11 protein-coding genes are annotated in these 15,408 nt (G+C 75.9%); 9 read left to right on the forward strand and 2 right to left on the reverse strand.

The annotated features are described in order from the left end of the window. Positions 1-199 precede the first annotated feature (199 nt). The 5 genes from ACIQWA_RS39085 to ACIQWA_RS39105 are packed head-to-tail and all read left to right on the forward strand — an operon-like array spanning position 200 to position 4,383. On the forward strand, positions 200-760 hold the full coding sequence (locus ACIQWA_RS39085; RefSeq protein ID WP_402491425.1) for an RNA polymerase sigma factor: 561 nt from the start codon (positions 200-202) through the stop codon (positions 758-760). Further along, positions 757-1,584 carry a zf-HC2 domain-containing protein gene (locus ACIQWA_RS39090; protein ID WP_402491428.1) on the forward strand — a complete coding sequence of 276 codons (828 nt, stop codon included), beginning with the start codon at positions 757-759 and terminating at the stop codon, positions 1,582-1,584. The genes ACIQWA_RS39085 and ACIQWA_RS39090 overlap by 4 nt, the downstream gene beginning before the upstream one ends. Positions 1,585-1,616: 32 nt before the next feature. Further along, complete coding sequence (locus ACIQWA_RS39095) at positions 1,617-2,426, forward strand: ATP-binding cassette domain-containing protein (protein WP_402491431.1); 810 nt, start codon at positions 1,617-1,619, stop codon at positions 2,424-2,426. After that, positions 2,423-3,814 carry a hypothetical protein gene (locus tag ACIQWA_RS39100; protein ID WP_402491434.1) on the forward strand — a complete coding sequence of 464 codons (1,392 nt, stop codon included), beginning with the start codon at positions 2,423-2,425 and terminating at the stop codon, positions 3,812-3,814. Before ACIQWA_RS39095 ends, ACIQWA_RS39100 begins: the two co-directional genes overlap by 4 nt. Continuing rightward, positions 3,811-4,383 (forward strand): hypothetical protein, encoded by a 573-nt coding sequence (locus ACIQWA_RS39105; protein ID WP_402491437.1) that lies wholly within the window; start codon positions 3,811-3,813, stop codon positions 4,381-4,383. Before ACIQWA_RS39100 ends, ACIQWA_RS39105 begins: the two co-directional genes overlap by 4 nt. Before the next feature lie 83 nt (positions 4,384-4,466). Here ACIQWA_RS39105 and ACIQWA_RS39110 read toward each other — a convergent pair whose 3' ends face one another. Next, positions 4,467-5,804 carry a DUF4157 domain-containing protein gene (locus ACIQWA_RS39110; protein ID WP_402491440.1) on the reverse strand — a complete coding sequence of 446 codons (1,338 nt, stop codon included), beginning with the start codon at positions 5,802-5,804 and terminating at the stop codon, positions 4,467-4,469. 420 nt (positions 5,805-6,224) lie between these two features. Next, the gene (locus ACIQWA_RS39115) at positions 6,225-7,673 is read right to left on the reverse strand and encodes a hydrolytic protein (protein ID WP_402491443.1); all 1,449 of its coding nucleotides are present in this window, start codon (positions 7,671-7,673) and stop codon (positions 6,225-6,227) included. Between the two features lie 238 nt (positions 7,674-7,911). Between ACIQWA_RS39115 and ACIQWA_RS39120 the strand changes: the two genes are divergently transcribed. The 4 genes from ACIQWA_RS39120 to ACIQWA_RS39135 all read left to right on the forward strand — a co-directional run bounded on the left by ACIQWA_RS39120 (position 7,912) and on the right by ACIQWA_RS39135 (position 15,250). Beyond that, a complete protein-coding gene (locus tag ACIQWA_RS39120; protein WP_360244247.1) occupies positions 7,912-8,655 on the forward strand; it encodes a LuxR C-terminal-related transcriptional regulator in 744 nt (247 codons plus the stop codon). Between the two features lie 193 nt (positions 8,656-8,848). Beyond that, entirely contained in the window at positions 8,849-12,103 is a 3,255-nt protein-coding gene (locus tag ACIQWA_RS39125; RefSeq protein ID WP_402491446.1) for a hypothetical protein, read from the forward strand. Positions 12,104-12,242: 139 nt separating this feature from the next. Further along, the gene (locus ACIQWA_RS39130; protein WP_402491449.1) at positions 12,243-13,022 is read left to right on the forward strand and encodes a DUF4255 domain-containing protein; all 780 of its coding nucleotides are present in this window, start codon (positions 12,243-12,245) and stop codon (positions 13,020-13,022) included. Between the two features lie 20 nt (positions 13,023-13,042). Continuing rightward, on the forward strand, positions 13,043-15,250 hold the full coding sequence (locus ACIQWA_RS39135; protein WP_402491515.1) for an AAA family ATPase: 2,208 nt from the start codon (positions 13,043-13,045) through the stop codon (positions 15,248-15,250). Positions 15,251-15,408 lie beyond the last annotated feature (158 nt).

The following is a 15,408-nucleotide window of genomic DNA, read 5'->3' on the forward strand; positions in this document are numbered from 1 at the left end:
AGCTAAGCCTCACAGCGCCGATGGTACTGCAGGGGGGACCCTGTGGGAGAGTAGGACGCCGCCGAACAATCATTCAGAAAAGCCCCCGCCGGGTTCACCGGCGGGGGCTTTTCGCATTTCCGGGAAAGGGGAGACCCGCGCTGTGACGCAGGTCACTCCGGATCAAGAACCTGCGCGCCGGATCGGGCGTCTGGCTGGTGTGAGATCACGCAGGAGAGCACTGGACGAGCTGGACGAGGAACGCCTCCTCCGGCTGGTGGCCAGGGGCGACCGCGGGGCGTTCGAGGAGCTGTACGGCCGGACGTCACCGTGGTTGGCGGTGCGGTTGCGCCGTCGCTGCTCGGACGAGCAGATCGTCGCCGAGGTCATGCAGGAGACCTATCTGGCGGTGTGGCGCGCGGCCGGCGCGTTCGCCGGGAGCGCCGTGGGCGGTTCGGCCGTCGGGTGGCTGTGGACGATCGCCGCGCGCCGGCTGGTCGACGCGTTCCGGCGGCGGGCCCACCACGCCGAGCCGCCCGTGGCGGCCGCCGAGCGGGCGGTGGTGCCGGGGGCGGAGGAGGAGGCGCTCGCCGGGACGGTCGGCGGTGACGTGGGCGACGCGCTGCGGCGCCTGGCACCGGAACTGCGCGAGGTGCTGCAGGCCACGGTGCTGGACGGGCTGTCCGTCCGGGAGACGGCCGTGCTGCTCAGACTGCCCGAAGGCACGGTCAAGACCCGTGCCCGGCGGGCCCGGATCGCGATGCGGGAGGCACTGGCATGACGGCGGAACACGCGTCCCGGCGGCTCATCGCCGACTACGCGCGGGGGGACGCGGCGATGGCCGCGGACACGGTGTGGGCGCTGGAGGCCCACTTGGAGACCTGTGCGCCGTGCCGGGCGTTGCTGGCGGCCTCGGTCGTCACCGAGGCGCCCGAGGTCGCCGCGCTGCTGGACACCGTCCGGGCCGGTCTGGCCCCGCAGTTGGACGCCGCGGTCCGGGCGCCCGCCCGTCGGCGCCGTCCGCGGTGGGTGTCGGCCTGGCTGACGCCCGCGACCGGCCCGTGGCTGGCCATGACCGCCGCCGTCACCCTGCTGGCGCTGCTGCTGGACGCGGTCGCGCCGTCGGGGTCGCTCGGCGGTGCCTCGCCGGTGTCGCTGCTGGCGCCGGTGCTGCCGCTGTTCGGCGTCGCCGCGGCGTGGTCGCGGGCCCTGGACCCGGCGTACGAGCTGACCGCCTCGACCGCCCGCGCGGGCCTGCCCCTGCTGCTCAGGCGCACCACGGCGGTGCTCGCCGTGGTCGTGCCCGGGCTCCTGCTGACGGGGTGGCTGACCGGCACCATGACGGCCGCTCAGTGGCTGCTGCCCTCGCTCGCCTTCACGTCCACGGCCCTGGCCCTGGGCAGCGTCGTCGGGGTGACCCGGGCCGCGACCGCTCTGGCGGCCGTCTGGAGCGCCGCCGTGCTGGTGCCCGCCGGGGTCACCGGACGTGCCCCCGCGGCCCTGCGGCTCGCCCTGGAACCGGGCCGGCTGCCGGTGTGGGGACTGCTCCTGGTGCTGGGGATCGCTGCCGTGATCGCCCGCCGGAACGCCTACTCAACGTTGTGACAACACCATCGACCCTCGAAAGGGGCCACCGCATGGCGCCCATGACGAGCGCGGCCGACATCGCGCCGAAGACCTACGCCTGGGAGATCCGGGCCAGTGACCTGAGAGTCCGGGTGGGCCGGAAGAAGCTGGCCGTCGACGGGCTGGACCTCTCCCTGGGGCTCGGTGCCCACGGCCTGCTGGGGCCCAACGGCGCGGGCAAGACCAGCCTGATCCGGGCGCTCGCGACGGTGCTGCGGCCGGCCGGCGGCGAGCTGGAGCTGCTCGGCACCTCCGTCGGCGGGCTGGGCGACCACCGGGCGCTGCGGCGCCGGATCGGCTACCTGCCGCAGGACTTCGGCTACTACAAGCGCTTCACCGTGCGGGAGTTCGTGGAGTACATGGCCTGGTTGAAGGAGGTGCCGAAGCCGGACATCCCCGCGGCCGTCCAGCGGGCCGTCGAGCGGGTGGGCCTGGCGGACCGGGCCGACCACCGGATGAAGACCCTGTCCGGCGGCATGGTGCGGCGGGCCGGCATCGCCCAGGCGATCGTCAACGACCCCGCGGTGCTGCTGCTGGACGAGCCCACGGCCGGCCTGGACCCGGCGCAGCGGCTGCGCTTCCGCGAGCTGCTCCAGGAACTGGGCCGGGACACCTGCGTGGTCGTCTCCACCCACCTGGTCGAGGACGTCGCGGCGGCCTGCACCGACGTGGTGCTGTTCGCGGACGGGCGCCTGGTCTTCCAGGGCACCCCGGAGGACCTGGCCGCCGCGGGCGGCAGCGAGTACCCGGGCGACAGCCCGTTGGAGCGCGGCTACTCGGCCCTGCTCCGTGACTCCGGACAGCAGGGAGGCAACTGGTGAACGCCCGGGTGCTGCGCACCGAACTGAGGCGCTCCGTCGCCCCGTGGGCCGGCCTGGTCGTCCTGGGCGGCAGCCTGGCGGTCCTCTACGCCGTCAACGGGCTGTGGTGGCGGGGCACCGCGGCGTGGACGGGGCAGTGGACGTCGATGGCGCTGACGACCCGTTCCATGCTGGCCTACCTGTGGCCGCTCTCGGTGGGCTTCGGCGCGGTCTTCGGGCTGCGGGACTCCCGCTCGCGGACGGCCGAGCTGCTGGCGAGCACGCCGCGGCCGGCCTGGCGCCGGGCGGCGGTGCCGGCCGGCGCGCTGGCGCTCGCGCTGGTGTCGGGCTTCGGCCTGCTCGTCCTGTGGGGCGGGAGCCAGGTGGCCCTGGGCGAGAGCGACTACCTGCCGGCGGGCTGGCCGGCGATCTCGCTGGTGGCGGCGCTGGCCCTGGCCGCGGGTGCCGTGTTCGGGATGGGCCTGGCGCGGACCCTGCCCTCGGTGCTCACCCCGCCGATCCTGGTGGTGGGCTCCCTGGTGACGGTCATGTACCTGCGGCAGACCACCGACACGGCCCTGCCGTCGGGCCAGGCGCCGAACCGCCTCTCCCAGCTGTCCCCGGTGACCGACATGCCGCGCGAGATGCTGCTGACCCTGTCCGGGGCGGTGGACCTGGGCCAGGTGCTGTGGTTCCTCGGCCTGCTCGGCACCGGCTTCGCGCTGCTGACGGCCTCGACCGTCCGGGCCCGGCTGTTCGCGGCGGCTCCGGTGCTGGTCGGTGCGGCGCTGGCCCTGCTGGTCCTGCCGGCCGACCCGCGCGACACCTGGGTGGTCGACCGGGCCGCCGCGGCCCTGGTCTGCGACGGTCCGGTGTGCGTGACCCGGGCGAACGGCGCGCAACTGCCCGTATTCGCGCCCTCCGGCAAGGAGGCGCTGCGGGTGCTGCACGACGCCCTGGGCGACCGGGCGCCGGCCGCGGTCCACGAGGAGACCACGCTGCGCGCGACCGGCGACGACCGTCAGCTCTCCGGCGACACGGTGCTGGTCGACTTCGACGACCCGCTGATCGCCCGTGCGACGGGGGCGGAACTGACCCGCCTGCTGGTCGCCCAGGGCCTGGCGCCGAACTGCCGGCCGCGCACCCCTTGGGAGGGAGGGGGGCTGAACGCCGTCGCGGCGCAGAGCGTCGTCGCGAGCTGGGCCCTCGGCGACCGTCAGCCCCAGCCGTTGCAGAAGCCGGAGGACGACAGGTACTCGCAGGTCGCGTGGGCGAGCGCGACGGCCGCCTGGGAGAAGCTGACCGCGCTGCCGCGGGCCGAGCAGCGCGCGCGGATCGCCGAGGTCCGGGCCGCCGCGCTGTCCTGCGGGGACGAGCTGGCGTCGCTGACCGGGGAGGCGTCCCGATGAGGTGGCTGAGTCTGTACGCGCGCTCGCGGCAGGCGCCCGCCTCGGCGGCCGTCGTCCTGCTGGTGGTGCTGGCGGGGTGGGCCTTCGACCACGACGGCCCGGGCCCGATGGGGTTGGGGACGGCGGTCCTGGTCCTCACCGTGAGCGTGGCGGCCGCCTCCGTCGGGCTCGGCGGCCAGGACGCCGCGCTGGACCGGACGGCCGCGATCCGGTGGGTGCCCCGCCGGGCGGCGCACCTGCTGCTGATCGGTGCGTTCGCCGCCGCGGCGCTGCTGGCGCTGCGGCTGGTGGGGGCGGAGCCCGCCTCCACCGGGTCCGTGGTCCGGGTCGCCGCCGGGCTGGCCGGCCTGGCCGGGCTCGGGGCGGTGCTGTGCGGGGCGCACCTCGCCTGGATCCTGCCGACCGGCTGGCTCGCGGTCACCGTCCTCAGCCCGGCCGCGCCCGGCACCGCGGGGGAGGTGGTGCACTGGATGACCTTCTCCCCGGCCACCACGGTGTCCACCGGGACGGGGTGGGTCCTGCTGGCGGTCGGTACCGCGCTGTACGCCGTGGTGGGCCCGAGGCGCTGACCGTCCGGTGGGTCGAGCGCGTCGGCCGACGTCGGCCGAGTCCCCGGGGGAGGGTCCAAGGGCCCCCGGGGACTCGGCCGTTTTCACGTCCCCGTGGTGTACGGGGTCAGGTCGACGTTCCAGGTGTGCGCGCCGCCCTCGTGGACGGTGATCGCGACCGGCTCGTCCGGGTGCAAGGGGTCGAATTCCGAGCGCACGCTGTGGGTGACCACGGGGCTGGTCCAGGCGGGCAGGTTCCGGTTCCAGGTGCCGTTGTTCGGGGCGACCTTCCAGCGGAACGAGACGCTGTACTCCTGGAGCCAGTACCCGGGGGACATCCGGGCCGAGGTGGAGAAGCCCGGGTTGTCGTTGAACTCGATCTGGTTCTGGGCGTCGACGATGACGGCGTTGGTGTAGTTCGGGCGGTAGGGGCCGTCCTGGACCCAGTCGCGCGCCGAGTCGTGCTCGCCGTAGCTGCCGTCCTTCGCCCGGACGACCTGGACGTTGGAGTCGGTGACCTCCTGCCAGAAGTGGTAGTTGGTGGAGACCCGCTGCGGGGCGCCCGGCGGGTTCTTCAACCGGGCGACCTGCCAGAAGCCGATGCTCTGGTCGTCGTCCATCTTCTGGGTGGCCGGGCCCTCGTAGCCGGACTCGAACTCCAGCACCGGCCGGGCGAGGTCGAGGTTCGCCGCGCGCGCCTTGCCCCGGGTGGTGCGCGCGGGCGGGCTGCTGCCGCGCACCTCGGCGACGTCCGCGTTCCGCTTGGGCATCCGCTGCACCGCGGCCCTGGCCGCCGCCGGGGATCCGGTGTGGGCGGGCGGCGCCTCCGCGCGTTGCAGCGGGGCCGCGAGGGCCCGGACGGCGTTGGCCTCCGCCTCGCGTTCGTAGCGGTCGGAGGGGTCGGAGATCCGCAGGCCGTCGCCGCGGTCGGTGCCGGTCACCGGGCCCTGGCGCTGCTGGATGACGTGGGTGAGCTCGTGCGCCAGGGTGTGCCGGTCGCCGCCGCCCTGCCCGAGCACCACGTGGTTGCCGGAGGTGTAGGCGCGGGCGCCGACCTCGGCCGCGGAGGCGGCGGCCGTGCTGCCGGTGTGCAGCCGTACGTCGGAGAAGTCGGCGCCGAGGCGGGCCTCCATCTCGCTGCGGGTGGGGCCGTCCAGGGGCTTCCCGGCGGTGCGCAGCACCTGGGGGACCAGGGAGCGCTGGAGCGGCAGTTCCTCCGGCCCGGCGCCGTGGGCGCCGCAGTCGTGGCCGCTGTGGGCGCCGTGGGCGCCGGATCCGGCCCGGGCCTGCTGGACGAGGCGGCTCACCGCGGCGTTGCCGAGGGTGCGTTGCAGGGCGAGGGCGGTGCCGGGCCCAGGGCCCGGGCGTGGTGCGCGGGCGGCCGGGGAGTTCCCCCGGTCGCTGCGCTGGTCGGCCTGCCGGTCCGGTTCATGAGCGCGCACGGTGGTCGGATTCCTTCCGCCTTGTGGCGATTCGGTGCGTATAAGGCCTCGAAGGCGTCTCCGGTGCGGGAACGGTTCAAAGCTACTGCTGTACTGATGACACGTCAGGAGGGCGTGCGGGGCAGACTCCGCCGTCCCCGGGGGAACGGCCGGTTGCCCCGGCGGGCCCCGGCCGGGTTCCCCGGGAGGGCAGGTGGCCCGTATTGGTGGGGTTCGAACGGGTTGTCGCCCGGTCCGCGGACCGGGTGCGAGGTCCGTCCCGTGTTGACATGGTCACGGGCCGTGGGAGGAGATACGGAAGGGGAAGATCACGGAGGAGAACGGGGTGATTCCGGCGGAAGGGGCCCATTGACACCGTTGGGGCATCGGGTGCACCTTTCCGGTCCGGTTGCGGGAGGGGAGGGCGCCGTGTGCACCGGGTCAGTTCCCCTGCCTGATGTCGCTCAACGTTCCGCTGATGTTGAGGAGTTCGTGACAGGTGGCTGCCTGCTTGCCCGAGGCCGGAGTGCCCGGGGCCTCGCAGGTCACGCTCGCCGTCACCGCCTGGTCCTCGGAGACCTGAATGGGAGTCACCCAGTGGTAGTCCTGGTTGCGGAAGGTCTCCAAGGCGATGGTGTTGATCACCTTCTGGCCGGCCGTGATGGTCACGACGCCCTGGTCGCCCTGGAAGTTGGCGATCACGAGGTCGGTCATGTCGAAGACCTTGCCGTGCGGCACCTGGTAGCTGCCGGTGGACGCGGCGCCGCCGCCGGTCTGCACGTCGATGGTCGCGGAGCTCTGCCGCCCGGTGCCCGGCTCCGCCAGGCCCGGTCCGGGGGCGGGGCGGCCGCCGCTGCTGGTGGCCTGCCCGGAGCCCGGCTTGCCCGATGCGCTGGGGTTGCCGCCGGAGGGGACGCCCGGGCCGCCGCCGGGTGTGCCGGCGGGTGCGGCCGGGGTGGCGCTCTGCTGGGCGACGGCCTGCTGGGCGGCCTGCTTGGCGGAGCTGCGCACCGCCGGGCGGACCAGGGCGAACCAGGCCAGCAGCAGGGCGATCAGTGCCGCCAGGAGGGCCAGCAGCCACTTGGGGAAGATCGGGAGCTGGATGAACTCGCCCTCCAGCACCGGGCGTTGAGCGGCGCCGGGAGGGGTGGGAGCGGGAGCAGCAGCGGGAGTGGGAGCGGCAGCGGTGCCCTCGGCAGCTCCGCCGCCGGTGTCCTTGCCGTCCTTGGTGTCCTTGGTGTCCTTGCTGTCCTTGCCCCCGCCGTCGGGGGCCTTGCCCGCAGGGGCCGGCTCGGGGCCCACCGCGACCTCGAACGGCCAGGAGGCCTGCTTCCCGAACCAGATCAGCTTGCGCGCGCGGGCCTGCAGGCGCAGCTCCCCGGACTCGCCGGGCTCCAGGCGCAGCCGCTCCGGGGTGGCCCGGAAGCGCAGGTCCTCGCCGGCCTGAGCAGGGGTGAGCACCACGGTGTCCGGGGCGTTGCCGAGGTTGCGCACCGAGGTGCGGTAGCGGCCGCGCAGCCAGCCGCGGCGGCGCCGGGGCGCGAGCGCGGCCTGCAACTCCTGGAAGGGCGTCACGGTGACCGTGGTCTCCGGCACCGTCACCAGCTCGGGGCGCTCGGTCGGCAGGACCCGGATGCCGAGCGGGAACTCCCCGGCCCGGGCGGCGGGCGAGCGCGGTGGGGCGAGGCGCACCGTCACCGTCTCGGACGTCCCCGGGAAGAGCGAGACCCGGGCCGGTTCGACCGTCGTCCACGCGGCGCAGTCGCCGACCACCTCCAGCGTGTACGCCTCCACGATGTCCAGGTCGTTGCGCACCGTCAGGGTCGTGGTGGCCACGCCACCGGGCGCCACCGTCAGCGCGGGCAGGCCGAGTTCGGCGGATGTGGTCATGGCGTGACGGTAGGGCCGGAGGACCGTCCGCGGAGAGGGCCGTACGGGCAAGCCGTGGGCACACCCCTTGCCCGTACGGGCCCGTACGGACGGACCGGCCCTGCCCGGCGCCGTCGCGACCGACCAGACGGGGCCCGACCGAGCCCCCCACCGGGGCCCCGACCGGGCCCCCGACCGGCCCCGCGCCACCACGCCGGGCCGCAACAGCCGCAGGACCGCAGGAGAATGGAGTGTTCCGATGACATCGATCGAGGCGACCCGCGGAGAAGCCGTCACCAGCCGCCGGGGGCCGGCGGCACCGCCGTCCGTGCCCGCCCGCCCGGCCGGGGCGCGGATCCCGGTGCAGGGGCGCGCCCGGCCGGCCCAGATACCCGTGGCGGTGTACGCCGAGGACCTCATCCTGCAGACCGGGGTGGTCCAACAGCTGCGCCAGCGGCCCGAGGTGGAACTGCTCAGTGAGGCCGACGCGGGCCGGGCGGAGGTCTCGCTGCTGGTCGTGGACGCCCTGACCGAGGCGGTCGCCGACCATCTGCGCCGGCTGCGGCTCGCCACCTCGGGCCGGATCGGCCTGGTGGTCGGCCAGTTCGAGGCCGGGGGGCTGCAGACCATCGTCGAACACGGCGTCGCCGCCGTGCTGCGCCGCTCGGAGGCGGACCAGGACCGGCTGGTGCACCTGATCACCGCCCTGGCCAACGGCGAGGGGGTGATGCCCGGGGACCTCCTCGGCGAACTGCTCGACCGGATCGGGACGCTCCAGCGCACCATGCTCGACGGACGCGGCCTCACCCTGTCGACCCTGACGGCCCGGGAGGCGGAGATGCTGCGGCTGGTCGCCGAGGGCTTCGACACCAGCGAGATCGCGGCCAAGACCTCGTACTCGGAACGCACCGTCAAGAACGTGCTGCACGAGATCATCACCCGGCTGGGGCTGCGCAACCGGGCGCACGCGGTGGGGTACGCGATGCGGCGCGGCCTGATCTGACCGGGGAGGGGGCTGCCCGAGGTCTCGGACAGCCGCAGGCGCGGACGGATGTCCCCAGCGCCCGCGCCGCGGCGTCCTGCCCTTTGCGGACACCAGCCGTTACCCCCGGCTCGGGTGCCCGGGCCCTGTTCCCGGGCACCCGGGCCGGTGAGACTGCGGGGGAGACCGCCCCTGCCACCCTGTGAGGTCGAGCGTGATCGGCGCCACCGCCACCCCCCGCCCCGTCCGGCGGCCGGCCCGGGCCGCCGTCGCGGTGCTGCTCGCGCTGGCGACCGCCGTGCTGACCCTGGGCTCCGCCCCCGTGACGCCGAGCGGCCGGGCGGCCCCGGCCGTCACCGCCGAGGACCCGGCCGCCGCGCGGATCGTCTACGCCGGCACCAACCACCGCGGCCTCGGCCGGGTGACCGGCGGCGCCTCCAGCACCCCGCTGTTCGGGCCCGGTCCGGTCCACTTCGACCAGGACCCCTCCGCCCGCGGCGGCGAACTGGTCTTCACCAGCCTGCGGGACAGCCCGCTGCCCCAGGTCTACCTGCGCGAGGCGAACGGCGCGGTGCGCCGGCTCACCAACGGCATGGACACCGCCCACCCCGCGCTCGCCCCGGACGGCAAGGGCGTCGTCTTCGAGGCGCTGGAGCCCACCGCCGCCGGCGGCACCCAGCACGTGCTGTGGGCGGTCAACCGGGACGGCACCGGGCTGCGCCGGATCACCGACGGCGCCGCCGACGAGACCCACCCGACCGTCTCGCCCGACGGTCAGTGGGTCGCGTACTCCTGCACCGGCGACCCGGCGCACCGCCAGATCTACCTGCGGCCGTTCACCGGCGGCGCGCCCGTCAGGATCACCAACGTGGCCGTCGGGGACGCCGTCGACCCGACCTGGAACCCGGTGAACGACGACGCCCACCGCAACCAGATCGTCTACACCTGGGACAAGGGCGACCAGGGCCGCACCCTGATGCTCACCTCGCCCACCGGCGGCGACAAGGCGTTCTTCCCCGGCACCGGCTCCACCTGGCGCACCGGCTCCGCCTCCTGGCTGGCCGACGGCACCGGCGTCCTCTTCCTGAGCGCCGACCAGCTCACCTCCCCGCCCCCGGCCCCGCAGCCCGACCCGAACCAGCCGCCCGTGGTGAACCTCTACCGGGCGCCGACCTGCGACTGCACCGACCCCCAACTCCTCTACCGCACCAACCGGTTGATCTCGACCCCGACCTGGCTCGGCACCCAGGCCGAGGGCGGCCCGGTGGTCGAGCAGACCAGCGCCGCCACCGCCAACACCGCCGACGTCCAGGACGTCCGCCAGGACGGCACCGACCCGCGCGACCTCGGCATCAGCGTGCTCACCGAGGACCCGGCCGCCGACACCAACACCAACCCCGACCCCGGCGCCGACCCGCTCTTCCACCCCCGCCCCGGCTACGACCCCTGGTACGAGCGGCAGAGCTACACGCCCGACGGCCGCCAGCTCGTGGTCACCCGCTACGAGGACTCCCCGGCCGGGCGGATCCAGCGGATCTGGCAGGCCGACGCCGACGGCTCGAACCCGCACCCGCTCAACCTCGCCGGCCGCGGGCCCACCGACCGGGACACCGACCCGTCGCTGTCCCCGGACGGCCGGCTCATCGTGTTCAGCCGCAGCACCCCGGCCGCCGGCCAGACCCCGGCCCGCCCCGGCCGGCTGCTGATCGCCCAGGTGGCCACCGGCGCGATCGTCGGCACCGTCCAGCCGCCCGCCGACCAGCCGGGAGCCTCCGACGGTGAGCCGTTCTGGTCCCCCGACGGCAAGCTGATCGCCTTCTCCCGGACCGCCGTCGTCAACGGCAACGCGGGCAACCTGCACATCTGGACCGTCGCCGCCGACGACCTCACCCGGCAGCGCGACCTCAGCCGGGCGGCCTGCCCCGGCAGCTGCAACGTGATCGACGACAGCCCGGTGTTCTCGCCCGACGGCCGACGCCTCGCCTTCAACCGCAAGGCCGGTGACGGCGGCAACAACCGGCAGGACGGCCTCCTGGTCACCTCGCCCACCGGCACCGACTGCGCGGTGCTGCTGCCCGCCGGGCTGCGTGACGACAAGGGCGCCTGCACCCGGCCGCTGCCCGACACCACCGCCACCGGCCCGTACCAGCCGCGGGACGTCGCCTGGACGCCGAACGGCGCCCAGCTGGTGCTCACCTCGCGCCGGGCGCTGCCGCCCAACTCCCCGGAGGGGCTCGGCACCTACGACCTCGCCAGCGGCAAGCTCAGCCCGCTCGACTGGCGGCTGCCCGGACGGCAGAAGGAGCCGGCCGTCCAGCAGTCCGTCCACCTGGCGCTGAGCGCGCCGCCGCGCACCCCCGCTGTGCAGGTCGACGGCGGCACCGACGTCACCGTCACCGTCACCAACCACGGCCCCGCGCCCTCGCCCGGCACCGTACTGACCGCCTCGGTGCCGGGCGGCGCCCGGCTCGACAGGCTGACCACGCCCGTCGGGACGTGCGACGCGGCCGCGCTGCGCTGCGAACTCGGCACCCTGGCACCGGGCGCCGAGGTGCGGGTGACCGCCACCCTGATCGGTACCCGCACCGGGGACCAGCCGTTCGGGTGGAGCGTCACCGGGGCGGTCGTCGACCCGGACCCGGAGAACGACTCCGCCGAGACGGTCCTGCCGGTGCTGAGCGCGCCCTCGCCCACCCCGACCCCCACCGCCTCGGCCAGTCCGACCCCCAGCCCGACCCCGACTCCGACCCCGACCCCGACACCCGCGCCGACCACCCCGAGCAGCACGCCCACCCCCGCACCGCCGCCGTCCCCCGCACCGCCGCAGGCCGGCCCCGCCGTCGCGGTCGACGCCCAGCCGAACCCCGGCTACGTCGGCGGCCACGTGACCGTCAGCTACACCGTGCGCAACACCGGCCAGGCCCTCGCCACCGGTCTGCGGCTCACCCTCGGCCTGCCCCCCGGAGTGCCCACCGAGGCACTGCCGCCCGGCTGTCGGGCCGGCAGCTGCGCGCTGGCCGACCTGCGTCCGGGGCGCAGCCAGGTGGTCCGGGTGGTGCTCTCGCCCGTCGCGGTGCTGGACACCACCGTCACCGCCGAACTGACCACCACCGGCACCGACGCCACGCCCGGCCCGCACCGGGCCAGCACCCCGCTGCGCGTCGTCCAGCCGCGGATCGTCGCCGTGCCGCCGATCGGCAAGCCCGGCTTCGTGACCTCCGTGCGCGGCGTGGACTTCCCGCCCGGCGCCCCCGTTCGCTTCACCTGGAACCCCGGCATCACGGCCGCCGCCGCGCCCACCTACCCCAAGGCGGACGGGACCTTCGCGGGCCAGCTGCTCATCCTGTCCAAGGACGAGACCGGCCCGCGCACCATCACCGCCGACGGCCCCGGCTTCTCCCCGGTCACCACGCCCTTCCTGGTGGTCGAGGGCACCATCGGCCCGCCGGGGGAGGTGGACCGGCGGTGACCCGGGTGAGCGACGAGGCATCGCGGCTGCACCGGAAGTCGGCCCGGTCGACTTCCGGTGCAGCCGGGTGGTCGGGTGCGGTGCTGGAGCAGTGGTCGGCCGGCGGCCGGGCCGGAGCAGCAGGGGAGGTGGGGCAGCGGTGATCCACGAGGTCGACGAGGCGCTGCGGCTGCTGCTCGCCGAGGCCGGACTGCCGGAGCGCGGCGTCGAGGTCGTCCTCGACGCGCCCACCCGGGACCTGGCGGCCCGGCGCACCGCGCCGACGGTCAGCGTCTTCCTGTACGACGTCCGCGAGGACACCGGGCGCCGACAGGCCGGCGCCGTCGCCGAACACGACGCCGACGGCCTGGTGGTCGGCCACCGCGCCGCGCCGCGCTGGTTCGAACTGGCCTACCTGGTCACCGTCTGGACCAACCGCCCGCAGGACGAACACCGGCTGCTGGCCGAGGTGTTGCAGTGCCTGACCGCCGTCGACGCGCTGCCCGCCCGGCTGCTCACCGGGACGCTCGCCCGGCTCGGACTCACCGTCGGCCTGGACATCGCCGGGCGCGACACCGGCCTGCCGTCGGTCTCCGACGTCTGGTCCGCGCTCGGCGGGGAGCTGCGGCCCTCGATCGACCTGCGGGTGCTCGCCCCGCTCGCCGGGGCGCTCACCCCCGCCGGACCGCCCGTCACCGAGGGGCTGGTGGTGCACGCCAGGGACACCAGCGGGGACACCGGTACGGACGCCGGCACGGACACCGCTGGGGACGCCCGGCCGCCCGCCGACGGCCCCGGCCGGCGGCTGCGCTACCGGGGCGCCGCCACCGACCCCGGACCGGACGGCTTCGCCGCCCCCCGCGACCGCGCCCTGCCGCCCGGCCGCCGCAGCAGGGGTGGAAGCGGCAGGGGCGGGAGCAGCGGGGGTGGGGCTAGGTGAGCCCGGACCTCGCCCTGGCGGTGCCCGGCGTCCCGCCCGACCACGACACCGACCACGACACCGACCACGACCACCTGTGGGACCGCCTGCACCGGGTCGAGCAGCGGGTCCGCACCGCGGTGCGCGAGCGCCGGGCCGACGACCCGGACCCGGACGACCCGTACCGCGGCCAGTACCTCGGCCCGGAGGCGGTCGAGCGGATCCTGGCCTCCGCCGCCGTGACCACCGGCCACGGCACACCGGCCGGCCAGGACGCGCCCGCCCCGCCGCCCGGCTCCCGGCTGGCCCGGCTCGGCGCCGCCTTCGGGCTGCTCCCGGTCGACCTCGACCTGCTGCTGGTCGCCCTCGCCCCCGACCTCGACCCCCGCTTCGAGCAGCTCTACGGCTACCTCAACGACGACCTGACCCGCCGTCGGGCGACCGTCGGGCTGGCCCTCGAACTGTGCGGGCTGCCCGGGGCCGGGGCCGGCCGCTTCCGCTTCGCCGTACGGGCCCCGCTGATCGCCGGCGGCCTGCTGGAACTCACCGAACCGGACCGCCCGCTGCTGTCCCGCACCCTGCGGGTGCCGGACCGGGTGACGGCGCACCTGCTCGGCGAGGACGAACCGGACGACGCCCTCGCCGGACTGGCCCACCGCGCCGACCCGGCCGCCCGTGCCGAACCGATGGGCGCGGCCGGGGCGCTCACCCCCGCCGAGGCCGGGGCGCTCACCCCCGCCGAGGCCGGGGCGCTCACCCCCGCCGAGGCGCAGGCCGTCGACCGGCTGCGCGCGGCCGCGACGGCGGCGGGCGGCGGAGCCGTCTACCTGCTGGACCGGGGCGGCCACGCCGGCCCGCTCGCGGTGGCCGCGCTCGCCGCCGACGGCCGCCCGCCGCTGGTCGTCGACGCCGCCGCGCTGGCCGCCCGCCCGCCGGGGGCCACCGTGCGGGTGCTCGCCCGCGAGGCCCGGCTGGCCGGGGGCGGGGTGGTGCTCGGCCCGCTGGACCGGCTGGAGCCCGAACGCCCCGAGCGGGCCGCGCTGTTGCGCGAGCTGTGCGCGGAACTCGCCGCCGTCCCGCTGATCGTGCACGGCTCCCTGGTGTGGGACCCGGCCTGGTCGCGGGAGAGCCCCGTGCTGGTCACCGCCCCGCCGCCGGACGCCGACGGCCGCGCCGGGCAGTGGGCCCGCGCACTGGCCGCCGCCGGCACGCCGCTGGACGAGGAGCTGACGGACGGCCTGGCCGAGGCGGTGGCCGCCTACCGGGTCGACCGGGAGAAGCTGGCGCGGGCCGCCTCGGTGGCCGCCCGGACGGCCGCCGCCGAGCGGCGCCCGGTGCGCGCCGAGGACCTGCGGGCCGCCGTCCGGGCGCAGAACGCCGCCGGCCTGGCCCGGCTGGCCCGCCGGATCGAGCCCGCCGTCGGCTGGCCCGACCTGGTGCTGCCCGACCCCACCGCCGACCGGCTGCGCGAACTGGTGCTGCGCGCCCGGCACCGCGACCAGGTGCTCGGCCGGTGGCGGATGCGCCCCGGCGGCGGCCGCGGCAACGGCGTGATCGCCCTGTTCGCCGGGGAGTCCGGCACCGGGAAGACCATGTCGGCCGAGGTGGTCGCCGCCGAACTCGGCATGGAGCTGTACGTGGTGGACCTCTCCACCGTGGTGGACAAGTACATCGGCGAGACCGAGAAGAACCTGGAACGGATCTTCACCGAGGCCGCCCAGGTCAACGGCGTCCTGCTGTTCGACGAGGCGGACGCGCTGTTCGGCAAGCGCGCCCAGGTCAAGGACGCCCACGACCGGCACGCCAACCTGGAGACCGCGTACCTGCTCCAACGGATGGAGTCCTTCGACGGGATCGCGCTGCTCACCACCAACCTGCGCGCCAACCTCGACGAGGCGTTCACCCGGCGGCTGGACGTCATCGCCGAGTTCCCGCTGCCCGACCGGGCGCAGCGCCGGCTGCTCTGGGACCGCTGCCTGGGCCCGGCCCTGCCCCGCGGCGACGACCTCGACCTGGACTACTGCGCCGAGCACTTCGAGCTCACCGGCGGCTCGATCCGGGCCTGCGCCGTCTCCGCGGCCTACCTGGCCGCCGGGGCGGGCACCCCGCTGGGCATGGCCCAGCTGGTCGCCGCCGTGGTCGGGGAGTACCGCAAGCTCGGCCGGCTGGTGCTGGAGAGCGAGTTCGGGCCGTGGCTGGAGCGGCTGCGCCCCGCCCCGGAACAGTCGGGGGCTGCCGGGCGCAGGTGACCGGAGCGGCTGCGCCCCGCCCCGGAGCGGCTCGGGCCCGTCGGGCGCACATGACCGGAGCGGCCCGCGGCCGCCGGGCGCACCCGGCCGTGCCCGCCGGGGCAGCGATCCTGCCCCCGATCTTGACCGCGGGGACATGTCCCCGGACACCGCCCCGG

Origin of the sequence: Kitasatospora sp. NPDC098652 (assembly GCF_044760155.1) — a bacterium.
Lineage (GTDB): Bacteria > Actinomycetota > Actinomycetes > Streptomycetales > Streptomycetaceae > Kitasatospora.

Coding starts and splice junctions, on each gene's coding strand:
- ACIQWA_RS39090 (WP_402491428.1), top strand. CDS start 757: ATGACGGCGGAACACGCGTCCCGGCGGCTCATCGCCGACTACGCGCGG.
- ACIQWA_RS39095 (WP_402491431.1), top strand. CDS start 1,617: ATGGCGCCCATGACGAGCGCGGCCGACATCGCGCCGAAGACCTACGCC.
- ACIQWA_RS39105 (WP_402491437.1), top strand. CDS start 3,811: ATGAGGTGGCTGAGTCTGTACGCGCGCTCGCGGCAGGCGCCCGCCTCG.
- ACIQWA_RS39115 (WP_402491443.1), bottom strand. CDS start 7,673: ATGACCACATCCGCCGAACTCGGCCTGCCCGCGCTGACGGTGGCGCCC.
- ACIQWA_RS39120 (WP_360244247.1), top strand. CDS start 7,912: ATGACATCGATCGAGGCGACCCGCGGAGAAGCCGTCACCAGCCGCCGG.